This is a genomic window from Devosia sp. MC521 (assembly GCF_014127105.1).
Classification (GTDB): Bacteria; Pseudomonadota; Alphaproteobacteria; order Rhizobiales; family Devosiaceae; genus Devosia.
Genome location: NZ_CP059902.1, coordinates 1,639,258 through 1,662,154 on the forward strand (window position 1 = coordinate 1,639,258; position 22,897 = coordinate 1,662,154).

24 protein-coding genes and 2 pseudogenes are annotated in these 22,897 nt (G+C 57.3%); 11 read left to right on the plus strand and 15 right to left on the minus strand.

Translation table 11 applies throughout. The annotated features are described in order from the left end of the window. Positions 1–46: 46 nt before the first annotated feature. The 3 genes and pseudogenes from H4N61_RS07835 to H4N61_RS07845 form a co-directional block, all read right to left on the minus strand. Positions 47–235: pseudogene (locus H4N61_RS07835) on the minus strand (carbohydrate ABC transporter permease); the annotation flags it as partial. A gap of 39 nt (positions 236–274) precedes the next feature. Then, a pseudogene (locus H4N61_RS07840) lies at positions 275–977 on the minus strand (integrase core domain-containing protein); the annotation flags it as partial. Continuing rightward, positions 916–1,146 (minus strand): helix-turn-helix domain-containing protein, encoded by a 231-nt coding sequence (locus H4N61_RS07845; protein WP_248306600.1) that lies wholly within the window; start codon positions 1,144–1,146, stop codon positions 916–918. The gene H4N61_RS07845 and the pseudogene H4N61_RS07840, both read right to left, overlap by 62 nt. Between H4N61_RS07845 and H4N61_RS18360 the strand changes: the two genes are divergently transcribed. Further along, a complete protein-coding gene (locus H4N61_RS18360) occupies positions 1,042–1,506 on the plus strand; it encodes a TOBE domain-containing protein (protein WP_248306583.1) in 465 nt (154 codons plus the stop codon). The genes H4N61_RS07845 and H4N61_RS18360 overlap by 105 nt on opposite strands. A gap of 94 nt (positions 1,507–1,600) precedes the next feature. Then, positions 1,601–2,329, plus strand: coding sequence for an SDR family NAD(P)-dependent oxidoreductase (locus tag H4N61_RS07855; protein ID WP_169193932.1), 729 nt, complete (start codon positions 1,601–1,603; stop codon positions 2,327–2,329). On the opposite strand, the gene H4N61_RS07860 is transcribed toward H4N61_RS07855, so the two are convergent. The 3 genes from H4N61_RS07860 to H4N61_RS07870 are packed head-to-tail and all read right to left on the minus strand — an operon-like array spanning position 2,319 to position 3,977. Continuing rightward, positions 2,319–2,735: a DUF2177 family protein gene (locus H4N61_RS07860; RefSeq protein WP_169193931.1), complete on the minus strand. Its 417-nt coding sequence runs from the start codon at positions 2,733–2,735 to the stop codon at positions 2,319–2,321. The two genes, H4N61_RS07855 and H4N61_RS07860, sit on opposite strands and share 11 nt — an antisense overlap. Before the next feature lie 10 nt (positions 2,736–2,745). Continuing rightward, complete coding sequence (locus H4N61_RS07865) at positions 2,746–3,399, minus strand: ChrR family anti-sigma-E factor (RefSeq protein ID WP_182395678.1); 654 nt, start codon at positions 3,397–3,399, stop codon at positions 2,746–2,748. Beyond that, entirely contained in the window at positions 3,396–3,977 is a 582-nt protein-coding gene (locus tag H4N61_RS07870) for a sigma-70 family RNA polymerase sigma factor (protein WP_248306584.1), read from the minus strand. The genes H4N61_RS07865 and H4N61_RS07870 overlap by 4 nt, the downstream gene beginning before the upstream one ends. Before the next feature lie 244 nt (positions 3,978–4,221). Here H4N61_RS07870 and H4N61_RS07875 point away from each other — a divergent pair, with 244 nt between their 5' ends. After that, complete coding sequence (locus H4N61_RS07875) at positions 4,222–5,565, plus strand: FAD-dependent oxidoreductase (protein WP_169193928.1); 1,344 nt, start codon at positions 4,222–4,224, stop codon at positions 5,563–5,565. Continuing rightward, positions 5,562–6,317 carry a DUF1365 domain-containing protein gene (locus tag H4N61_RS07880; RefSeq protein ID WP_169193927.1) on the plus strand — a complete coding sequence of 252 codons (756 nt, stop codon included), beginning with the start codon at positions 5,562–5,564 and terminating at the stop codon, positions 6,315–6,317. Before H4N61_RS07875 ends, H4N61_RS07880 begins: the two co-directional genes overlap by 4 nt. Here the strand turns inward: H4N61_RS07880 and glp are convergent. From glp to H4N61_RS07915, 7 genes are all read right to left on the minus strand, one after another. After that, positions 6,314–7,507, minus strand: coding sequence for a gephyrin-like molybdotransferase Glp (gene glp, locus H4N61_RS07885; protein ID WP_182395682.1), 1,194 nt, complete (start codon positions 7,505–7,507; stop codon positions 6,314–6,316). The two genes, H4N61_RS07880 and glp, sit on opposite strands and share 4 nt — an antisense overlap. Beyond that, a complete protein-coding gene (gene moaC / locus H4N61_RS07890; RefSeq protein ID WP_169193925.1) occupies positions 7,504–7,983 on the minus strand; it encodes a cyclic pyranopterin monophosphate synthase MoaC in 480 nt (159 codons plus the stop codon). Before moaC ends, glp begins: the two co-directional genes overlap by 4 nt. Beyond that, positions 7,983–8,786 carry an indole-3-glycerol phosphate synthase TrpC gene (trpC, locus tag H4N61_RS07895; RefSeq protein ID WP_169193924.1) on the minus strand — a complete coding sequence of 268 codons (804 nt, stop codon included), beginning with the start codon at positions 8,784–8,786 and terminating at the stop codon, positions 7,983–7,985. The genes moaC and trpC overlap by 1 nt, the downstream gene beginning before the upstream one ends. Next, positions 8,786–9,802, minus strand: coding sequence for an anthranilate phosphoribosyltransferase (gene trpD / locus H4N61_RS07900; RefSeq protein ID WP_182395684.1), 1,017 nt, complete (start codon positions 9,800–9,802; stop codon positions 8,786–8,788). The genes trpC and trpD overlap by 1 nt, the downstream gene beginning before the upstream one ends. Then, entirely contained in the window at positions 9,802–10,401 is a 600-nt protein-coding gene (locus tag H4N61_RS07905) for an aminodeoxychorismate/anthranilate synthase component II (protein WP_169193922.1), read from the minus strand. The genes trpD and H4N61_RS07905 overlap by 1 nt, the downstream gene beginning before the upstream one ends. A 144-nt stretch (positions 10,402–10,545) precedes the next feature. Further along, on the minus strand, positions 10,546–12,054 hold the full coding sequence (gene trpE / locus H4N61_RS07910; RefSeq protein WP_182395685.1) for an anthranilate synthase component I: 1,509 nt from the start codon (positions 12,052–12,054) through the stop codon (positions 10,546–10,548). Positions 12,055–12,084: 30 nt separating this feature from the next. Beyond that, entirely contained in the window at positions 12,085–13,959 is a 1,875-nt protein-coding gene (locus H4N61_RS07915) for a peptidylprolyl isomerase (RefSeq protein WP_182395686.1), read from the minus strand. Between the two features lie 123 nt (positions 13,960–14,082). Here H4N61_RS07915 and tpiA point away from each other — a divergent pair, with 123 nt between their 5' ends. From tpiA to H4N61_RS07945, 6 genes are all read left to right on the plus strand, one after another. Then, complete coding sequence (gene tpiA, locus H4N61_RS07920) at positions 14,083–14,835, plus strand: triose-phosphate isomerase (protein WP_282567625.1); 753 nt, start codon at positions 14,083–14,085, stop codon at positions 14,833–14,835. Between the two features lie 141 nt (positions 14,836–14,976). Further along, positions 14,977–15,396: a preprotein translocase subunit SecG gene (gene secG / locus H4N61_RS07925; RefSeq protein WP_169193918.1), complete on the plus strand. Its 420-nt coding sequence runs from the start codon at positions 14,977–14,979 to the stop codon at positions 15,394–15,396. Positions 15,397–15,509: 113 nt separating this feature from the next. Next, positions 15,510–17,138 (plus strand): CTP synthase, encoded by a 1,629-nt coding sequence (locus H4N61_RS07930; RefSeq protein WP_169193917.1) that lies wholly within the window; start codon positions 15,510–15,512, stop codon positions 17,136–17,138. 137 nt (positions 17,139–17,275) lie between these two features. Next, entirely contained in the window at positions 17,276–18,172 is an 897-nt protein-coding gene (locus H4N61_RS07935; RefSeq protein WP_169193916.1) for a hypothetical protein, read from the plus strand. Between the two features lie 117 nt (positions 18,173–18,289). Next, positions 18,290–18,466, plus strand: a complete 177-nt coding sequence (locus H4N61_RS07940; protein ID WP_169193915.1) for a DUF4169 family protein — start codon at positions 18,290–18,292, stop codon at positions 18,464–18,466. Positions 18,467–18,620: 154 nt separating this feature from the next. Next, a complete protein-coding gene (locus H4N61_RS07945) occupies positions 18,621–19,910 on the plus strand; it encodes an MFS transporter (RefSeq protein ID WP_182395687.1) in 1,290 nt (429 codons plus the stop codon). Between the two features lie 36 nt (positions 19,911–19,946). Here H4N61_RS07945 and H4N61_RS07950 read toward each other — a convergent pair whose 3' ends face one another. Continuing rightward, complete coding sequence (locus H4N61_RS07950) at positions 19,947–20,663, minus strand: hypothetical protein (protein WP_182395688.1); 717 nt, start codon at positions 20,661–20,663, stop codon at positions 19,947–19,949. 166 nt (positions 20,664–20,829) lie between these two features. After that, positions 20,830–21,261, minus strand: coding sequence for a VOC family protein (locus H4N61_RS07955; protein ID WP_248305852.1), 432 nt, complete (start codon positions 21,259–21,261; stop codon positions 20,830–20,832). Positions 21,262–21,440: 179 nt separating this feature from the next. On the opposite strand from H4N61_RS07955, the gene eno reads away from it, so the two are divergent. Beyond that, positions 21,441–22,718, plus strand: a complete 1,278-nt coding sequence (eno, locus tag H4N61_RS07960) for a phosphopyruvate hydratase (RefSeq protein ID WP_169193912.1) — start codon at positions 21,441–21,443, stop codon at positions 22,716–22,718. Positions 22,719–22,897 lie beyond the last annotated feature (179 nt).

A 22,897-nucleotide genomic window follows, 5' to 3' on the forward strand; every position in this document is an offset into this window, starting at 1 on the left:
ATTGAAAAGGCCGGTCTCAATTTTGAGGCCGGCCTTTTCGTTTGCATTAGCCCTTAACGGCTCCGCCTGTGAGCCCTGAGATAACGTAGCGTTGGGCCGCGAGGAAGAAGATGATGGCGGGCAGAATAGAGAGGGATAGATAGGCCAGAACGCGTGGCCAGTCGGTTCCGTATTGTCCCTGATACTGCATGATGCCCAAGGGCCAAGTGTATTTGGCCTCTGAGTTCAACATGATTGTAAGGTGCAGGTACTGTCGGGTCAGCTCTGGGTGGGATTATAGCTTTTCGCGAAGCGGTTCGTAAGGTGTCTTGCTATTGAACGCGCCATGTGGCCTGGCGAAGTTATAAAAGCGCTCCCATTCATCTAGTTTGGCTTCTAGGTCGACGTCGCCCTTGTAGTCGAGCAGTTGGTAGAACTCCTGCTGATCGCATCGATGCGAACGCTCGACTTTGCCATTCAGCTGCGGCGTGCCGCGCTTGATATAGGCGTGGCGAATGCCGTGGTCCTCGACATGCCAGTGGAACTTCGCCTGGATTTCATGACCATTGTCGGTTCTGATCTCGCGGATGCGCAATGGGAAAGTCTTGATGATGTGGTCGGCAAAGTCGATTGCGTTGGCCTGGGTGTGCTTTTCATAGATCTTGAGCGCCCGTACGCGGGTTGCGTCATCGATGGCGGTAAATTGGAAGCGGCGGAATTTCTCTCCCTTTTCTCCTTTAAATGTCAGGAACTTGACGTCCATCTGGATATGGTGACCAGGTACCTGCTTGTTGTACCACTTGGTGTGTACCTTCCGTAAACGGGTACCTCGTGGAAGGCGGTTTACGCCGTTGCGCTTGAGTATCCGTGAGACCGTTGCGACTGAAATTTTGATGCCATCGTAGCGCGCCAGATACCAGACGATCCGAATGGGACCTAGGTGGTACTGGCTTCGAAGATGAAGCACCTTCTCCTTGATCTCGATCGGCGTCCGATTGGCGTGCCATTTCGGAAGCGGGGGCGGTTTACCAAACCTGAACCACCATGCTTTCGGTAGGCTGCTTGCCAGCGTTCGAAGCTGCTGCGGCCAATACCAAAATAACGACAGGTCTTGGAAACATCACCAGCCTGGTCCGCATGTTGAATAATGCGAAGCTTGCGCGCGATCTCGCGCTGATCCTTGTTCATGACCACCTCCTTGTCCCAAAATTGGGAGCTTATCGGAGATATTCCGCGAGTACCGGCATATTTACAGGAAAAGCAGTGCTTGGGCAAAAGGTAACAATTGGCATACGGCCCGAGCATTTCTGCGCGGTCGAGGAGAGTAGCGAACGCCTGACGGCAACTGCGCAGGTGGTCGAGCAGCTCGGCGGCGTTTCCTATGTTTATGCCGTCGGCAGTGACGGAGAGACGAAGCTGACCATTCAACAAAAGGGTCACGCACGGATTACCAATGGTGCGCACATAGATGTTGGCATAGAGGCTGGGGCCGCATTGGCTTTTGACACTGACGGGGCGCGATTGTGAGGTTGTAGCGCTAAGACCGCCGATAATATTGGCCGCCTAAGCATCCATCCTTGAGCCAGCTGCGTAGTGTCTCTGACACAGGAGATATTACGCGATGGCGAACATCCAAAAAGTTTGGATTATTGGTGGCAGTAGCGGGATCGGTGCAGCGCTTGCGCAGGCCTATGCCGACGATGGGGCCGAGGTTACCATCAGTGGGCGCAATGCCGAGGCGCTAGAGAAAGTGGTCGCTATTCTCGGGCCGCGGCATAGTTTTGCGGTTGCCGATGTGGTTGATCCGCAATCGCTTGAAGACGCGGCTAGGGCACATGGCCCATTCGACTGCATCATCACCACGGCGGCGATCTATGATCCTGGTCCAGTGCTGGCAGCCGACCAGAAAAAAGCTGAAGACATTATCGTCGCCAATCTGACCGGAACCTACAATGTTGCGCGTGTTGGCGCGAAGAACCTCAAGCCCGGCGGGCAGTTGGCGCTCTTTGGTTCGGCTGCAGCAATTTTTGGATTGCCCAATGGGCAGGTCTATTCAGCGACGAAGGCTGGGATCGTCAATCTGGCGCAGAGCCTGCGCGTTGAGCTGGAGCCCAATGTCGATGTGCGGTTGATTACGCCGGGCTTTGTTCGGACCCGTCTGACCGATCAGAATAACTTTGAGATGCCGTTTATTTTGGAGCCCGAAGCTGCGGCACAGCGGATCTTGAAGGGGCTCAAGGGTAAGCACTTTGAGATCGCTTTCCCGCGTCGGCTGATCTGGCCTTTGCGGGTTCTGGCATGGCTGCCAAAACCCATTTCGTTTGCCTTGACTAAGCGGCTCAAACAGTGAGCCGCGCGGCGAAGTAACCTGCAACGGCGGCGCCACCAGTGATTGCGCCGCCCCAAATCAGGTCGACAACGGTTACCTTCCAAGACCAATCTTTCAGTGTCGCCAGATTGGTGAAGTCGTATGTGCCATAGGCAATCAGACCCAGCGCAACGCCTGCGACCAAAGCCCAAACCCAAGAATTGGCGTTGAGGGCCGGCAAAATGGCGAAGCCGACAATCCCGATCACATAGAAGAGATAGAACACCACTGCTGCGGTCATGTTCGGCTTGTCGAGCAGGAGGTGGCCGATCTCGCTACGGTAAAAACCGATAGCGAGGAAGCCGAGCCAGATAAAATCAACCGCGAAGAATAACGCAGCCGCGCCGAAATAGGCCGCTAACAGCGTGCCGATAGAGAAACCAGCCATTTTGCACTCCTTAGATGCCGAGGTACGGTTGCATAAAGCGAACCAGTCGCGAGCTAAATTTGAGCGGTGCGTCAGTAACCGCTAGGCAGATACAGTCCATGTCCGTGCCAGCGATGGGCTGGTGCGTGAGGGAGCCGTCTGCTTCTTCAAGATCGCCGGGGCCGAAACGATCCACTTCATCGTGAAAACTGCCCTGGAGAACGAGTGTAAGCTCGCGCCCGCCATGGCTGTGTTCAGGGACAGGCTTGCCCGCAGGGATGCGGAGCAGGCGAACCATGGTTTCCCCATCATTGATGGGCAAAATGACCTGATGCGCATTGCCGATGCGCTTCCACTTGATCTGATCGAAACGCCCAACATAGTCGCGGAGAGGCTGCGGGATTTCGCCAACAGTAACCTGTTCGTCACGTACCGGTTTGGCAGCTCGTGGTGCGGGTTCGACTTCCAAGCGTTCGGCAAAGCTTTCCCATGCGTCAGCAGGACCGGCGACGGGCGCGATCTCGGCCAAAAGCGCGCCAGCAGTGGCTTCGATGATGTCGAGGCGCTGGCGGCACTCTGGGCACATGGCCAAGTGTGTGGCGATTGCCAATGACCAACCCTCGGCCAGATTGCCGGATGCGTAATCGAGCAGTAGCGCTTCGCTTGTGTGGTGATGAAGGCTCATTTCAGGTCCTCCAATGCCGTGCGAAGGCGCCCGAAGGCGAGGCGAATGCGGGATTTTACGGTGCCGATCGGCAAGCTCAATTGCTTGGCAATGGTGCTGTGCGACGCTTCTTCGAAAAACGAGAGCTTGATCAGGTCGATCTGTTCCTGTGGTAGAGTTTGCATGGCCTTTTGAACTGCGTCTTGTCGTTGCCTCTGAACTAAGATGTCCGTCGGCTCCGGTTCCGGGTCGGCCATGAGGGCAGGGTCATTCAGGTCGAATTCAGGACGCTTCTGGCGGCGCCAGGCGTCGATATAGGTGTTGCGCGCGATGGCGAAAATCCATGCACCAGCGGACCCGCGCATGGGGTCAAACTGCTCGGCTTTGCGCCATATGGCGAGCATGACCTCTTGCACCAAATCCTCGGCCGCCTGGACGTCCCGCGTATGCTTGATGAGATAGGCACGAATGCGAGGCGAATAGAGAGTGAATATCTTACGTAAGGCCGCCACGTCGCGGCTTTCGGCGACCGCTACCAGGCAACTGGTAACCAGCTCGTTCTCTGTCGCATCGCTCGTTTTCGGGATGTTACTCGTCACGCGGCCACGCCCATTTGCAGCGCGTAACATGTTGTTACGGCTAGGTGGAAAAGCAGCACTCTCGCACGGTCCCGTATCGGGGTAAATCGCAAGTGTCATGCCTCAATTACGGCATCACATAAAACTTGGATCACTCGCCGCTCAGGAAAAAAATGGCGGCAGCGAGAAAGCTCTGCGTCACCTTTGATGATCCAATCGCGTTGTATCTGCGTAGTGCTGATGACACTTCAAGGGACCTCTATATATGTATCACGAACCTGCACCGTTCTCTGGCGCTCAACCGCTCCGTCAAAGGATCGCTGTTGTGGGGAGTGGTATCTCCGGATTGTCGGCCGCCTGGCTCCTGAGCAAAACCAACGACGTCGTCTTGTATGAAGCGGCAGACCGTTTGGGTGGGCACTCCAACACCATTGACGTGCCAGGCACCGGGCCGGTGGACACAGGGTTCATCGTCTATAACAACAAGAATTACCCCAATCTCGAAGCCATGTTCGATCACCTTGGCGTTGCTAGTGAGCGGACGGTTATGTCGTTTGCGGCTTCGCTGGATAATGGCGAGTTTGAATATTGCGGCGAGGGGCTCAATGGCATGTTGGGTCAGCGCCGGAACATGTTCCGCAAGCGCTTCTGGCAATTGTTCCGCGATATTCTGCGTTTCTATCGCGAAGCGCCGCGCGATCTCTCGCGCAGTGAAATTCGCGGACTGACCGTGGACGAATATCTGCGACGCCAAAACTATTCGGACTCGTTCGTTGACGGTCACCTGTTGCCGATGGCGGCGGCGATCTGGTCCTCCAGCGCTGAAGACATACGCTCTTACCCGCTGCTGGCCTTCGTGCGTTTCTTTGAAAGCCACGGCCTGCTGACGTTGTTGCAGCGCCCCGATTGGCGCACGGTGACAGGCGGGAGCCGTAATTACGTGCAAACTCTTGCACGTGAATTTGCTGGCGAAATCCGGCTCAATACGCCAGTCGCCAAGGTGGTTCGTGACGGGCGTGGGGTGACCGTTATTGACGGGTCTGGGCACTCTGATCGTTTCGATAAGATTTTGATCGCCAGCCATGCGGATCAGGCTCTCGCAATGCTCGATGCGCCAGATGGTAGTGAGCAGGCTTTGCTCGGTGCGTTCCGCTACACCCACAATTTGGCTGTCGTCCATAAGGACAAAAGCTTTATGCCGCGCCGCCGTAATATCTGGTGCTGCTGGAATTATGTCGGCGAAAATGACGGCCACACCGAAAGCCTTTGCGTTACCTATTGGATGAACGCGCTGCAGAATTTCAAGGGTGACGATATTTTTGTGACCCTCAATCCGGCGCGCGAAGCGCAGGGGGAAATCGCCCGTTTCGATTACACCCATCCCTTGTTCGATTCCGCTGCTATTCACGCGCAGGAAAACCTCTGGCGCATTCAGGGCCTGCAGAACACGTTCTACGCAGGCGCGCATTTCGGCCGTGGCTTCCATGAAGATGGTTTACAGTCGGGCCTTGCGGCGGCGGAAGCCATGGGGTCGCTGCCACGGCCTTGGTCGGTCAAGAACCAGTCTGGCCGGATTACGCTGGCACCGGCGGAAGCTCTGGTGGCATGACGCAAATCGTCAATTCGGCGATCTATGTTGGGGAGGTGGTGCATCAGCGCCATCGCCCCAAGAAACACGCGCTGAAATACCGTGTTTTCTCTCTGCTCATCGATCTCGACGAGCTGCCATTGCTCAATACGCTCAAGCACTTTGGGCATAATCGGCGGGCTCTGTTCTCGTTTCTCGATGCGGACCATGGAGATGGTGGCAGTCTTCGGGACTGGGCAGAAGGGCGGCTGACGGAGGCAGGGTTTGCCAAGCCGAGCCGGATTCGCGTTCTATGCTATCCGCGCATTTTGGGTTACGTGTTTAATCCGCTGACCGTCTGGTATTGCGACGATGAAAATGGCGCGCCGATAGCCACCATTTATGAGGTCCATAATACATTTAAAGAGCGGCACACCTATGTGTTGGGCGCTAACGATATCGAACAGAGCGCCGAGAAGGGTTTTTACGTTTCGCCCTTCATCGATATGGATTGCGTCTATAATTTCCGTCTGGTTTTGCCGGGCGAGCGGGTGATGGTGGCCATCAACGAGACGCAAAATCGGGAACCACTGCTTTACGCGGCTTTCACCGGAACACGGCAGGATTTCTCCGATAAAGTTCTGAAGTCGCTATTCTTTTCGCACCCATTGATGACGCTCAAAGTTACGGGTGGGATCTATGTGGAGGCGCTAAAGTTGCTCTCCAAGGGGATCAAAATTCGTTGGCACACGGGACGGAAAAAGCCCGCAGCGGCGAGCCAGCGTATCTCTTAAATCGGCAGGGCGCGGACCAGCGCGCCTTCCGCTTGGCCAGGGTCGTGCTCGGGCTGAATGATCAGCATATCGGCTTGAGAGAGCGCCGATGTATGGCCGCTGTCGGTCTGGGAAATTGGTAACAATTTCGGACCCATAGCGGTGTGGATGAGCTTGGCGCGCATAAAATGGCGGCGGGCTGTGTTCGGTGGCGTTGGTGCCGCCAATGGTAACGTCCAGGCTTCGGCCTGAGCCTGTCCAAGCCAATGACGAAGCGCTGGCACGATGAACACGAGCGCGGTGACCATGGCCGAAACCGGATTGCCCGGAAGGCCGAAGACGAGTGTTCTGCCGCGTGTACCGAACATCAGCGGCTTGCCGGGACGCATGTTGATGCGCCAGAAATCCAGTTCGACACCGAGGTCTTTGAGCGCGCCTTGAACGAGGTCGTGTTCGCCGACCGAGGCACCACCGGTGGTGATGACAATGTCGGGTTCACTGGCAAAAACAACAGCAAGACGGTTACGCAACACATCGTCATCATCCGGGATGATGCCGAAATCGTCGACGCTCGAGGCGTAAGGCGTGAGCAGAGCGCTCAGGCCAAACGAGTTCGACGCGACGATCTGATCAGGGCCGAGTGGATTGCCGGGAAGAACGAGTTCGTCGCCGGTGGCGACCAGAGCGATCTTGGGTCGTTGGGCGAGGGTGAGCGTGGCGCAATTGGCGGCGGCCGCGACTGCGATCTGCATGGGCGTCAGCTGGGTTCCGGCTTCCAGCAACACTTGTCCGGTGTGAAAATCGTTCCCCTTGGGGCGAACGCTGTGGCCAAAGCGGGCAGGGGCGGTGAAGCGGACGAAATCCCCTTCGCGCACTGCTTCTTCCTGCATGATGACTGTATCGGCGCCGGGTGGAACGGGCGCGCCGGTGAAAATGCGCACGGCTTCGCCCGCGCCAACTGTACCCGAAAACCCCGCGCCCGCTTGCGACATGCCGATGACGCGCAACAAGGCGGTTTCGGTAACATCCGCAGCACGCATGGCGTAGCCGTCCATGGCGCTGGCGTCAAAAGGAGGCTGGTCATGCAGGGCCATAACTGGGCCCGCGAGCACACGACCAAGAGCGTCCTGTAAGGCGACTGTTTCCGATTGGACCGCAGGAACGCGGGCCAAAATAGCGGTTAGGGCGTCGTCGACAGGGAGAAGGCTCATGGTGTGCGCTGATAATCGCCGGATTTGCCGCCGGATTTTTCCACCAAGCAGAGGTCTGAGATGACCATAGCGCGGTCGATACCCTTTGCCATGTCGTAAAGGGTCAATGCTGTGGTCGACGCGGCGACCAAAGCTTCCATTTCGACGCCGGTCTGGCCCGTGGTCTCGGCGGTGACGCGGATGAGAATAGAGGTGTCGCTATCGCCCTCGATCTCGACGCTAACCTTGGTTAGCGGGATCGGGTGACAGAGAGGGATGACGTCGGCGGTCTTTTTCGCGGCCATGATGCCAGCCACGCGCGCAACGGCGAGGGCGTCGCCCTTTTTAAGGCCGCCACCGAGTATGGTCGTGATGGTGCTGGCTTCGCCATTGAGCCGCGCCTGTGCGACGGCACGGCGGCGTGTAACCGCTTTGTCACCAATGTCGACGATGTGGGCCTCGCCCTTGGCATTCAGGTGGGTAAGGCCCTTGGTCATCAAGCTGCGCTGCCGGTAAGAAGGGTGCGGGTTGCAGCGACGACGTCGGACTGACGCATAAGGCTCTCGCCCACGAGGAAGGTGGTAACGCCACAAGTCTGGTCGAGCATTTTGATGTGCTCGTGATTGACGATGCCGCTCTCGCTGACGAGGAGCACATCATCGGGGACGCCGGTGGCGAGTTTGACGGTGGTATCGAGGGTCGTCTCGAAAGTGCGCAGATTGCGGTTGTTGACGCCGATGAACTTGCCGTCCAGCGCCAGAGCGCGGTCGAGTTCAAGCTGGTCATGCACTTCGATCAGCGCGTCCATGCCCCACTCATTGGCGCTATCGAGAAGATAGCGCGCCGTGTCGTCGCCAACCGCCGCGAGAATGATGAGAATGCAGTCCGCGCCCCAAGCGCGGGCTTCGGCGACCTGATAGGTTTCAAAGAGGAAGTCTTTGCGCAGGGCCGGCAGATTTGTAGCGCCGCGCGCTTCAATCAAAAACTCTGGCTTGCCTTGAAAGCTCGGGCCGTCGGTGAGGACGGACAAACAGGCCGCGCCAGCGGCTTCGTAATCCCGGGCGTGTTGCGCTGGGTTGAAGTCGGGGCGAATGAGGCCCTTGGAGGGGCTCGCCTTTTTGACTTCTGCGATCAGGCCGTATTCGCCGGCGCGACGCTTGGCTTTGAGCGCATTGAGGAAGCCGCGAGGCTTGGGCTGATCGTGCGCTTGGGCCACGACCTCGTTCCAAGGACGAGCCGCTTTGGCGGCTTCAATTTCCTGGCGCTTATAATGCTCGATCTGCTTGAGAATATCAGTCATCACGCTCGTCCGTTCGATACCGCCACGAGGCGGGCGAGGGTTTGTTTTGCGTTCCCGCTGTCGATGGCATGTGCGGCCATTGCAGCGCCTTGTTCTAGGTCTTCGGCCTTGTCGGCCACAATCATCGCCGCAGCGACGTTGAGGAGGACGATGTCACGATATGCGCCGGGTGCACCGTCCAGCAAAGCGTGGATGGCCTGAGCGTTCTCTTCAGGAGTTCCTCCCAGAATCTCCTCCAGCGGATACTGCTTGAGCCCCGCTTGCTCAGGATAGACCTCAAAGCTGCGCAGGTCGCCATTGGCAATTTGGCCTACAAAACTCTTGCCGGTGATGGTGAGTTCGTCCAGCCCATCCGAGCCATAAACGACCCATGCCTTGGTGGCGCGATTGGCGAGAAGGGCTTGCGCGACCGGCTCGACCCATTCTTCAGCGAAGACGCCGAGAACGTAACGGCGCACATTGGCTGGGTTCGACTGTGGGCCCAAAAGGTTGAACATGGTGCGAACACCGAGTTCAGTGCGGGCCGGGCCAACGTGTTTCATCGATTGATGGTGATTGGGCGCAAACATGAAGCCGATCCCGGCTTCGGTGATGCAGCGGGTAATTTCGGCAGGTGCCAGATCGAGCTTGATTCCGAGGGCTTCAAGCGCTTGCGAGGAGCCGGATTTGGACGACAACGCGCGATTGCCATGCTTGGCGACAGGAACGCCGAGCGCAGCAGTGACGATGGCGGAAGCTGTCGAGATATTGAGGGTGCCGTGACCATCGCCGCCTGTGCCGACAATGTCGACGGCGTCTTCAGGGGCTTCGACTGGGATCATCTTTTCGCGAAGGATCGAGACCGCAGCGGCGATTTCGCCAGAGGTCTCGCCCTTGATGCGCATGCCCATGAGGAATGCGCCAGTCTGGGCGGCTGTCGCTTCGCCGGACATGATGATGCGCATCACTGAGCGCATTTCTTCGCCGGTGAGATCCTTACCGGAAGCGATTTTGCCGAGAGCTTGCTTGATATCCATCACGCAGCCTTTCGGGCGTTGAAATCACGGGCAAGGTTCAGGAAGTTTTGCAGCATGGCGTGGCCATTTTCGCTGGCGATGCTTTCCGGGTGGAACTGCACGCCGTGAATGGGCAGTGACTTGTGCTGCATGCCCATGATCAGGCCATCATCGGTGGTGGCGGTGACTTCAAGCTCATCAGGCAGCGTGTCGGCCTTGACGATGAGCGAGTGATAGCGCGTGGCGTCAAACCCAGCATTGAGGCCACGGAAAAGCCCCTTGCCGGTGTGATTGATCTTGCTAGTCTTGCCATGGAACAGGGTTGGGGCGCGGACAACATCGCCGCCGAGAGCCTGGCCAATGGCCTGATGGCCGAGGCAGACGCCGAGCATGGGGATTTCACCCTTGAAGCGCTCGATAACGTCGAGGCAGACGCCGGCTTCGGTGGGTGTGCAGGGGCCGGGCGAGAGCACGATGGCCTCGGGGGTCATTTCGGCGATCTCATCGAGCGTGATCTTGTCGTTGCGCTTGACGGTGATGTCAGCGCCGAGCTCGGCGAGATAGTGGACGAGGTTGTAGGTGAAGCTGTCGTAGTTATCGATAACGAGGGTCTTGGTCATTGCACTCAAGTCCTGAGGGTGTCTGAAAACGAAAACACCGGGCTCTCTCGCCAAAGCGAAACGCCCTGTTTCAGCACCAGCCTCGCCATCGAAAATCCATGTCAGACCTATCTCTTGCGTCTACAACCACGGAATGAGCCAGCATTATTGGCCCACTCTCGGTTCGCCTGCATATCGTAGCGCTTCTTCAGCAGCGCTGAAAAGGGCTCTTGCCTTATTCTGGCATTCTAGTTGTTCAAGTTCGGGCTTGCTGTCGGCAACAATGCCCGCGCCAGACTGAACGTAAAGCTTGCCGTCCTTCACGATGCCGGTGCGCAGGACGATACAGGTGTCCATTGTGCCATCGGCGCCGAAGTAGCCGACGCAACCGCCGTAAATGCCACGACGGGACTGTTCCAGCTCGTCGATGATTTCCATCGCACGGACCTTTGGCGCGCCAGATACCGTGCCAGCCGGGAAGCCAGCAGAGAGCGCATCAACGAAGTCGTTGACGGGGTCGAGTTCACCCACAACGTTGGAAACGATGTGCATGACGTGGGAATAATATTCGAGGAAGAACTTGTCCGTGACTTTTACCGTGCCCGGCTTGGCGACACGACCAACGTCGTTGCGGCCCAGATCGAGCAGCATGAGGTGCTCGGACAATTCCTTTGGATCGGAGAGCAGTTCTTCCGCCAATTCCTGATCGCGGATCGGCGTCGCGCCACGCTTACGCGTGCCTGCGATTGGACGAATGGTGACTTCGCCATCCTGCACGCGCACCAGAATTTCGGGGCTGGAGCCAGCGACTGCAAAACCACCGAAATCGAGGAAATACATATAGGGGCTTGGATTGGTTCGGCGCAGCGCCCGATAGAGCGCGGTCGGGGGCAGGGTGAACTCAGCCGAGAATCGCTGGCTGAGGACGACCTGGAAAATATCGCCAGCCGTGATGTAGTCCTTGGCCTTGGCGACCATGCCGAAGAATTCTTCCTCGGTGGTGTTGCTGGTGACCTCAATCGACTCAAGGTCAGCGACGGCGGGCGTGGCGGGGAGAGCGCGTGACAGGCGCGCTATTGCATCATCGATACGATCTTCGGCCGCTGCAAGCGCCTGCGCCGCCGAGACGCCGTCTTTCACATAGACGGGTGCGGTGAGGTAAAGTTCATCCTTGAGCGTGTCGAAAATCGCCAGCAGGGATGGGCGCATCAGCACGGCTTCAGGGGTGCCGAGCTCATCGGGATTGCTATTGGGCAGGCGCTCCATATAGCGCACCATTTCATAGCCCAAATAGCCGAAGACGCCTGCCGATTGGGGCGGCAACTGGCTCGGCATGTCGATGGCGCTTTCGGCCACGAGATCACGCAGAGCATCGAGCGGAAGTGCGTCGACAGGCACGAAGGCGTCGGGATCGGTTTGGGCGGAGCGATTGATCGAGGCGGTGCCGTTTTCGACCTTGAGCAGCAGATCTGGCTGAAGACCGATGATCGAATACCGACCACGCTTGGTGCCGTCCTGAACACTTTCCAAAAGGAAGGTGTGGGTGCGGTCGGCTGCCAGCTTCAGATAGGTGCCGATCGGCGTCTCAAGGTCTGCCACGATGCGACGCCAGACGATGCCAGACTTTCCTGCGTCGTATTGGGCGCTGAATGTCTGAGCAAAGTCGGGCGTCATTTTGTAGTTTCCGAGAGTTGAAAGGAACCGTTACTGGCCGAAGTTCTGGGTGATGATGTTGGTCATCGCCTGTTCGTTCACACGAACGCCAGCGTCATCACGTACGGCGCTGATAAAGTCACCGAAGAGATCGTTCTGGACTTCAGCGTTGAGATTATCAACGATTTCCGCCTGCAGAGGTTCTGCTGGTGTGGACCTGTCCATCACTTCGAAGACGATGAATTCGCCGTTCTGATTGATGACCGTACCGCGGTGCTCAGCGCCGCCAGCGAAGACGGCAGCGGCTGTGACCTGATCAATCGTGCCATCTTCCGAGCCAAAGCGCGTGAAGGGGGAGCTGATCTGCGGGAAGGTCGAAAGGCTCATCGCGATGTCGGAGAGTGTTTCGCCGGCGTCGAGACGCGCGACGATGTCTTCGCCAAGCGCAGTCATTGCCGCTTCAACGCGTTCCTGCGTGATGGCTGCAGTGATTTCTTCGCGCACTTCCTCAAACGTTTCGTCGCGGACCGGTGCGATGTTGAGCAGGTCGAACCAAACGTGGGCGTTGCCAGTGACCGGGATAGCTGGGGTCAGCTTGTCCATCTGAGCGGCAAAGATCGCCTGCGAAACGCGGTTGCGGTCGTCGTTTGCAAGGTTCGGCAAGACGGAGAGCTCAGCACCCGATGCGGTGAGATCAACTTCATAAACCGGCAGGTTGAAGCGTTCGGCAATTTGGTCGAGTGGCTGGAAGGCTGCACGCAGTTCTTCAACCTGATCGAGGATTTCGTTGACTTCGGTACGGGCCTTGGCCTGAGCCAGGCGGGTCTTGATCTGCTCGCTTGCTTCTTCCAGCGTTGGGCGGGCTTCAGCAATGATTTCTGATGCGAAGACGGCGCGTTCGCCACCAATGCCTGGGATGATCGCAAACTCACCCGCGTTGAGAGCGAAAGCCGCGTCGCCAAGGCGAGCGTCGTTGATGGCGCTGCGTGGCAGGGTGCCGAGAGTGGTTGGGGTTACACCCGCCTGGGCAACGAGGTCTTCAAACGTCGCGCCGCTGGCAAGGCCCTCTGCAAAGGCGGTCTGCAGTTCAGGAGTGTTGAGAACCAGCTGCTGAATAGTCCGCTGCTCTGGGGTCGTCAGGTTCGCGCTGGTCGCTTCGTACTCGGCCGCAATGTCAGCTTCCGGCACGTCGATCGTCGCGGCGAGCGCCGGAATCGACAGGTCGAACAAACGAACCTTACGGGTTTCGATGGTGCGGTATTCGTTCTGATGCTCGGCGAGATAAGCCTTCAGCTCTTCCTCGGTCGGCTCAGCTGGCGTTTCGATATTTGCATCGGTGAGCGCAAAGTAGTCGATAGCGCGGGTGGTGTTGGCGTAGCTGTTGATGAGGTCAGCGGCCACACTCGGCAGTTTGGTGTGGACAAACATAGCCTGGGTTAGTTGCTCGCGCTGCGCCATGCTCGTCGCGGAGTCAAAATATTCGGCTTCCGTCATGCCAGAGTTTTGCAACACGGCGCGGAAAACCTGCGGATCAAAATTGCCCAAGGTGCCGAAGAAGGATGGATCTTCACGCAGAAGCTGCGCGAGCTTGGCTTCAGTGACGCCCAGACCAAAGCTGTTAGAAAGAGAATCAATCGCAGCTTCGTTTGCCAGACGCATCAGCACCGAAGAAGGTACGCCCATTGCGCTTGCCTGACTGGTCGTCGGCATAGTGCCCATGGTCTGTGTCAGCTGGTTCAGCTGCTGCTGATAAGTGCGGAAAAAGTCTTTGCCGCTGATCTCTTCATCGCCCACTCGGCCTACGGTATTGCTACCAAGATCGAGGATAACATTGTTGATCCCGAAACCTGCGACGCCCACGAGCAAAAACGCGCCCATGATCTTACCAGGCCAAGATTTTGCAAAACCGCGCAAACCATCGAGCATTTCGTACGTTCCAGTTCCTTGCCCAGTCCCTTACCAAACGTGTAAGGGCAGATGAGTAGAGACAATCCGACTTGCGGGGTTATGGCAAACCCCTCGTCGGCGCAAGAGGTAGGAGCACTTCAATTGACCACCATTACACCGTTGATCGCGGGAAATTGGAAGATGAACGGGCTCAAGCAGTCCCTCTCAGAGATTAGTGAACTCGCACAATTATTGACAACAGGCGAGGCTCCACGCGCTTTGGTATGCATTTGCCCGCCCGCAACTTTGTTGCATGCAGTGGCGGAGCAGGGCGCTTCTAGTGGCATTTTGGCCGGTGGACAGGATTGTCACACGGCAAATGCTGGCGCGCACACGGGCGATATTTCAGTTTCGATGTTGGCTGACGCTGGTGCCCAATATGTGATCGTGGGCCATTCTGAGCGCCGTGCCGACCACGGCGAAAGCGATGACATGGTCCGCGCCAAGGCAGAAGCTGCAATTGGTGCAGGTTTGAAGCCGATCGTATGTGTTGGTGAAAGCGAAGCACAGCGCGATGCTGGGCAAGCCGTGACCGTTGTCGCTGCACAGTTGGCAGCGTCACTGCCGGATGCGGCCGGGCAGCACAGTGTTGTGGTGGCTTATGAGCCAATCTGGGCGATTGGAACGGGTCGCACTCCGAACTCGGCTGACATCGCAGAAATTCACGACGCTATCCGTGCGCAGCTGGTTGATCGCTTTGGTGAGACCGGCGCGACGATCCAGATTCTTTACGGTGGATCGCTGAAACCGCAGAACGCTCGCGAGATTTTGGCCATTGAAAATGTCAATGGTGGGCTCGTCGGGGGCGCAAGCCTCTTGGCAAAAGACTTCTATACTATTATCTCGGCGGTATAGATCAGGCGAAGCGCCACTCGGTTCCGTTGAAAATTCACGGACCGGCTGGCATTTGCCGTTCGACGGGTGTAAGAGCCCGACATCCTTTTCAACCTGAGCAGTGCCTTGGCATGCTCAGAATGACGCGAAGACAGAAGTTCAATGGCCAACGTCCTGCTAGTCGCCTATCTGCTGATCGTGCTGGCGCTGATCGTCGTTATCTTGATCCAGCGCTCAGAGGGCGGTGCCCTTGGTATTGGCGGTAGCAACTCCGGTGGGGGTCTCGTATCCGCGCGCGGATCGGCAAACCTGCTGACCCGCACGACCGCTATTCTGGCAACCCTGTTTTTTGTTTCTGCAATCGGCCTGACCATTCTGGCAGAGCTGGATCGCGGCACCTCAAGCATTCTCGATAATGCTGTCACCAACTCCGATGGCTCCCAGCCTTCGACCGTTCTTGACGCATTGAATGCTCTGCAAGGTGATCTTCCTGTTCCTGCGGCTCCGGCGCAGTCGGCCACAGACCTACCGGTCCCAGTGGCTCCGGCTGAAGCTCCGGCAGCACCTGCAACAGGTAACTGATCTGCCGAAAGGCTAGTTTGAACAAGGGGATGGAAACATCCCCTTGTTTCTTTTGTGTAGTGCACGAAAACGTGCTCTGCGAATCGTCAATATTATGCTTATGGTGATCGCCCATGGCTCGGTACGTTTTTATCACCGGAGGCGTGGTTTCCTCCCTTGGCAAAGGTCTCGCTTCAGCAGCACTCGGTGCTGTTCTGCAAGCACGCGGATATAAGGTCCGCTTGCGTAAGCTTGACCCCTATCTCAACATTGATCCCGGCACGATGTCGCCGACACAACACGGCGAAGTGTTTGTCACCGACGACGGCGCGGAGACCGATCTCGATCTCGGTCACTACGAACGCTTCACTGGCCGCGCGGCCAATAAGCGTGACAACATCACGTCAGGTCGAATTTATTCGGACCTGCTGAGCAAAGAACGCCGGGGCGAGTTCCTGGGCGCGACTGTTCAGGTGATCCCGCACGTTACGGACTCGATCAAGAATTTCGTTCTCGAAGGCAACGAAGACTTCGACTTCGTTCTGGTCGAAATCGGTGGCACTGTCGGTGACATTGAAGGCTTGCCCTTCTTTGAAGCGATCCGTCAGCTCGGCAATGATTTGCCGCGCGGTCACACCTGCTATCTGCATCTGACCCTGATGCCGTACATTCCGTCCGCAGGTGAACTCAAGACCAAGCCGACGCAGCACTCCGTCAAGGAACTGCGCTCGATTGGTATTGCGCCAGACGTTCTGCTGGTCCGTTGCGATCGTCCGATCCCAGAAGGCGAAAAGAAGAAGCTGTCGCTGTTCTGTAACGTGCGTGAAAGCGCCGTTATTCAGGGCCTCGATGTCGCCTCGATCTACGACGTTCCAATGGCCTATCACAACGAAGGTCTCGACCGCGAAGTGCTGGCCGCTCTGGGCATCTCCGATGCGCCAGAACCTGATCTGACGGCCTGGAACGAAGTCTCCAAGCGCTTCCACAATCCAGAAGGTGAAGTGAACATTGCCATCGTTGGCAAGTACACCGGCCTCAAGGATGCCTATAAGTCGCTCTCGGAAGCCCTGATCCATGGCGGTATCGCCAACAAGGTGAAGGTCAACCTGCAGTGGATCGACTCGGAAGTCTTCGAGCGTGATGATCCATCGCCATATCTCGAGCATGTTCACGGCATTATGGTGCCGGGCGGTTTCGGCGAACGTGGCGCGGCTGGCAAGATTGAAGCTGCACGCTTTGCGCGCACCAAGGATGTTCCGTACTTCGGTATCTGCTTTGGGATGCAAATGGCTTGCGTTGAAGCTGCGCGGAACACCGCTGGCATCAAGAACGCTTCGTCGACCGAATTCGGTCCGACCAAGGAACCTGTCGTCGGCATGATGACGGAATGGGTCCAGGGCAATGAGAAAGCCACCCGCGAGGAAAATGGCGATCTCGGCGGCACACTGCGTCTCGGCGCTTACCCAGCTCAGCTGGTTCGTGGCTCGCGCGTTGCGGACATTTATGGCACCACTCGCATTACCGAGCGCCATCGTCACCGCTACGAAGTGAACATGGACTACCGCAAGCTTCTGGAAAAGAACGGCCTGCTGTTCTCCGGCGTATCGCCAGATGGCACGCTACCGGAAATCGTTGAGCGCACGGATCACCCGTGGTTCATCGGCGTGCAGTTCCACCCAGAACTCAAGTCCAAGCCATTTGAGCCGCATCCGCTGTTCACCAGCTTTATCGCTGCGGCAATGGACCAGAGCCGTCTCGTTTAAGACGAAACGCACACTCCAAATTTTAAACGTCGGGCTTCTCACGAAGTCCGGCGTTTTTGTTTTGATCCAGTGACTTGTGGCTTTTCTCGCAACGTTTCGAGGCCTAAACTCGTCGTGCAATTCTTATTGGACGCGTCATGACCCACCCGCGCTTTATTCAGGCTCTCAACCTCGGCACCATTACCAAGCTTCCAGACTGGTCTGCGGGGCCGAAGGGGAGTGCCGCCGAGATCGCGCAAGTGCTGCTGGGGGCGGGGTACACAGGCGTGCAGGGGAGCGATGATCCTGCCTATGGCAAAGCTGGATTGATTACCTATGGATCGAGCCGTGTGGCAGCGCCTGGCGAGGCGTTGGAGGTGCTGCAGCGCCAAGTGGATGCTGGGCACGAGCAGACGACGTTGCATGTCGGTACTGGCTTTGAAACGAATGAACAAGCCTATGCGCTGATCGAGGATATTCTGAGCGCCAGCCAGAAGCTCAAGCACGCTGCGCACATTGAAACCCATCGCGCGACGATTACACAGGATATTTTCCGCACCCTTGGATGGGTCGAAAAATTCCCCGAAATGACGATCAACGCGGATCTCTCGCATTATTACACTGGGCTTGAGATGCAATATGGCTCGATCCCGGAAAAGCTCGAGATCATGAAGCCAATCTTTCGGCGCGTGCGCTTTGTGCATGGGCGGATCGGATCAAGTGGCTGCATCCAAGTGCCGATTGGTGTGGGGCTGCGCGACGAGCCGCATGTCACCCGCTTTGGCTGGATGTGGCAGTATTGCTTTGCGGGATTCTTGGAAACAGAGGCGGCGGGTGCCGCTATTCCGTTTGCGCCTGAAATCCTGCCCGAAACGGTCGACACGCCGGACGGACCGCTGCACATCGAGTATGCGTTCCCCAATTTGGGCGCCGATGGAACGCTCCGTGAGCTAGGCGACCGTTGGGATCAGGGATTTAGGCTAACCGATATTGCCAAAGCCGCGTTTGGGCGGGCTGTGGGGCAGGGGTATCGGCTCGATACCGCCTCGCTTTAAAACTCAATGCGGCGCCTCCACGGTGCGGACAGCGCGTGGAGGCTGCAAAGTGAGGCGGGTTGTGGCATAGTTTTGGTCCACCCTGTTTCGCTCCCTAATGTATTTTGGAGACTTTCCATGGCTGAGATTCTATCGCTCTCAAAGGCGCGCAAGGCTAAGGCGAAAGTCGAAAAAGAGACGACCGCCGAGGCGAACCGCTTAAAATTTGGGCGCACCAAGGCCGAGCGCGAGTTGGAAGAGGCAAAGAAATTGCTATCTGACAGACAGATAGACGCGCACAAACGTGACGAATGAACTTTGCTAAATCGTTGAACTAAAAGTGTAAAACTGTCGCAGTTGCTCTGGGGCGTACTCTGCGGTACTCCGGCCGTAACCGAGGGTTCGGGCGCGCTTATCGGGGGAAGGTGCTTTCGACCTCGTTCCGTTTCGATAGCAATCTGGATTTCAGATGACCTCCGTTAGTGCCTCGCCGAATGCAGCGCCGCAGAAGAACTCGCCCACGCGCGTTCTTGCAGCCAGCATGATCGGCACCACGATCGAATTTTTCGACTTCTACATCTACGCAACAGCTGCGGTTATCGTTTTCCCGCATCTGTTCTTCCCAGCAGGGGACGACACCACTGCGCTTCTGAGCTCGCTGGCGACCTTCGCGATTGCGTTCATCGCGCGTCCTGTGGGCGCTGCGTTCTTCGGCCACTATGGTGACCGTATCGGCCGTAAGGCAACGCTGGTTGCGGCGCTGCTGCTGATGGGCATTTCCACTGTCGTTATCGGCCTGCTGCCGACCTATGATCAGGTGGGTGTATGGGCCGCGCTGTTCCTTGCTCTGTGCCGTCTGGGTCAGGGTCTGGGTCTTGGCGGTGAATGGGGCGGCGCTGTTCTGCTCGCCACCGAAAACGCTCCGGAAGACAAGAAGGCCTGGTACGGCATGTTCCCACAGTTGGGCGCGCCGGTTGGCTTCTTCCTCGCGACGATGATCTTCATCGTTCTCGATAAGGTTCTGGGCAACGACGCCTTCATGGACTGGGGCTGGCGCGTGCCGTTCCTGCTCTCGTCGGTTCTCGTTATCGTTGGTCTGATGATCCGTCTCAAGATCACCGAAACGCCAGAATTCGCGAAGGCGATCGAAAAGGCTGAACGCGTTGAAGTGCCGTTCTTCGACGTCTTCAAGAAGCATAAGATGAGCCTTGTGCTCGGCACTATGGCAGCGCTGGCGACCTTCGTGCTGTTCTACATCATGACCGTGTTCTCGCTGAGCTACGGTACTGCGAACCTCGGCTATGCCCGCGAAGACTTCCTGCTCCTGCAGATGGTCGGCGTGGTGTTCTTTGGCCTGTTCATTCCGGTTTCGGCCGTGCTTGCTGACAAGTTCGGCATGCGCAAGGTGATGATCGGCGTTGCAATTGGTATTGCAGTCTTCGGTCTGGTTCTCGCGCCAATGTTCGGCTCGGGCAATGTCTGGGGCGTACTTGCATTCCTCTGCGTAGGCTTTGCGCTTATGGGCATGACCTACGGTCCGCTCGGCACCGCACTGGCAGCACCGTTCCCAACTTCGGTTCGCTACACCGGCGCATCGCTGACCTTCAACCTTGGTGGCATCTTTGGTGCGTCCTTCGCGCCTTACATCGCGACGCACCTGGCCAATACCTATGGCCTGCACACGGTTGGTTACTACATGATCATCGCAGCGGTGATCACCTTGGTCGCGTTCGGCTTTATCCGCCAGACGTCCGACTAGGCCTAAGCCAAGCTGACCTTTGCGAGCGGCCTGTCCTTAACTGGGTAGGCCGCTTTCTGTTTGGACCGTTAGTGCCCGCGTGGAGCCGAGCACGTATTTGAGATAGGCCATGTTCTGCTCTGCGGTACTGGAAACCACGTGCCCCCCGTTTTTGAGAGGGAGTACGGGGGAACCGGCAATCACTTCTGACCCATCCGCTGCGGTAAGCTTTGTTCCTGCCGCCGCCAATTCGGGATTGTCGGAGAGGTCGAATCCAACAAAGTGCGCCAAAACATGGATGCGCATCTTGCCGTGACTCCCATAGACATCGACGTGATGATGTCGGCTCGTGCCGTAATGGGAGGGCGAGGTGTGCTCCCAAGCGATTTGATGGGCATGGCTCAGCGCACCATAAGGCATGGCCTCGGCGGCGGTGAAATGATCTTCGCCCTCATGCATGCCACTGCCTTCGGCAGCCAGCGCCCGATCATGGGCAGCATTTGCCTGAATCCGGTTATAGGTCGCGGCATCGTCAAGCCAGCGCGTCATCCGCGTGCAGGTGATCCGGAATTGGACGAGCCCATAAAGACTATTGGGAAAGGCTTGCGACCATTCAGAATTGGTGACAAGCCACTCAACCAAATAGCGCGACTTGTCCGGCCCCAAAACCTGCGGCTCAACCTTTGCTGTCGCCTCGGTCAGAATACTTAGGCCACAACCAGGAAGGTCCAGAGTGGTGCCCGGCATGCTGAACGCCGACGCGGCCAAGTTCACGGGCTCAGCATGTCCCCAGCTGGTCCCATACATGAATAGACAAAGCGCTGCCGTTGAAACTCGCAAGTCGCGACTCCAGCTTGATGTAGCTATTAACTTAGGGCGAAAATCTTTCGCGATTATGCGCTCTCATGGTGCGTTTTTATCTTTCCAGCGGGTAGGATGCCTACCAATCCACCTGACAGACGACCCCAGATGGTCCGAACTGCATCGACTTTTCGGTGTATTGGAAAATCTCGATTTTGACACCGCTCGGGTCCGCCAACCAGCACTGCCATGTGTGGTCTACGCCGAGCTTCTTTGGCGTGACGGCGACGCCATGCCGAGCGGCATTGGCCATGAAGGCATCAATATCGTCGGTCTCGAAACAGATGTGGTTGATCTGATTGCGATCCTCGAATGCCGAATCGCCGCGCAGAAAGACTTCAACGAAGGTGCGATTGCCGAAATCGAGGTAAAACCCGATGCGCTCTTCACCACGCTTGAAGTCAAACTTGGGGCTTACACCAAGAATGTCTCGATAGAATGCCTCTACGGCGCGCAAATCCCGAGCAAATACGCAGGTATGGGCGACCTGTTTTACGAGTGGCTTAGTCAAAACTGTTTCCTCCGCGCCGTTCATCCTCCACAGCACTGTGACATGTTAGTATGCTCTTTGCGGTTATGACAACGTTTCAATCCGGCAGATTTGGCTTTTTTCGTCTGTCCCCCTTCCTTCTGTCACACACTGGGTCTAGAGAGGCACACATCACCAGCGCAACTTCTGGAAGGGCACTCATGGCATCGATTATCCACGTCAATGGCCGTCAAATCTTTGACAGCCGCGGCAATCCCACTGTTGAAGTCGATGTGGTTCTGGACGACGGCAGTTTCGGCCGCGCCGCAGTGCCATCAGGCGCTTCTACCGGTGCCCATGAAGCCGTAGAACTGCGCGACGGCGGCAAGCTCTTTTCCGGCAAGGGCGTGACCCAGGCCGTTGAAAACGTGAACTCCGCGCTGTCCGAAGAAATCCTCGGCATGGACGCTTTCGATCAGCTGGCAATCGACCAGGCAATGATCGATCTCGACGGCACCCACAACAAGGGCCGTCTTGGCGCTAACGCCATTCTGGGCGTGTCGCTCGCTGTTGCGAAGGCCGCTGCTGAATCGGCTACCCAGCCACTCTACCGTTACATCGGTGGGCCAAACGCCCATGTTCTGCCTGTGCCGATGATGAACATCATCAATGGCGGCGAGCACGCTGACAATCCAATCGACATGCAGGAATTCATGATCCTGCCAGCTGGCGCAGATTCCATCGCCGACGCTGTCCGTATCGGTTCGGAAATCTTCCACACCCTCAAGAAGGGTCTGTCGGCTGAAGGCCACAACACCAACGTGGGTGACGAAGGCGGTTTCGCACCAAACCTTGGTTCGGCTGACGAAGCGCTCGGCTTCATCATGCGCTCGATCGAAAAGGCAGGCTATCGTCCAGGCGAAGACGTCTTCATCGGTCTCGATTGCGCGTCGACCGAATATTTCAAGAACGGCAAGTACGAGATGGTCGGCGAGGGCAAGTCGCTGTCGTCCGACGACAACGTACGTTTCCTCGAAGACCTCGTGAACCGCTTCCCAATCATCACCATCGAAGACGGCATGGCCGAAGACGATTGGGATGGCTGGAAGGCGCTGACCGATGCAATCGGCAAGAAGGTTCAGCTGGTCGGCGACGATCTGTTCGTGACCAACACCGAACGCCTCGTATCGGGCATCAAGATGGGCGTCGCGAACTCGATCCTGGTCAAGGTGAACCAGATCGGTTCGCTGTCCGAAACGCTGAACGCGGTCGATACCGCTCACCGCGCAGGCTACACCTCGGTCATGTCGCACCGCTCGGGTGAAACCGAAGACGCGACCATCGCTGACCTCGCAGTTGCGCTCAACTGCGGTCAGATCAAGACCGGCTCGCTCTCGCGTTCGGACCGTCTGGCGAAGTACAACCAGCTCATCCGTATCGAAGAAGAACTCGGCACGGCAGCGAAGTATGCTGGCTACTCGGTGGTCAAGGGCCGCTAAGCGCTCTTATCGAGTTTTGTAGAATTGAGGCTGGGCAGAAATGCCCGGCTTTTTTTTGTTTTGGGTGGTGGAGCGGTCTCAAGGTGCCGCTCGTGAGCGCTTGCGCTCCATGCTGTCTTCTGGGTGGGGGCAGAGGGCGTGAAAGGGGGAGGAACACCGCTGCGGATTTCGATCCTGAA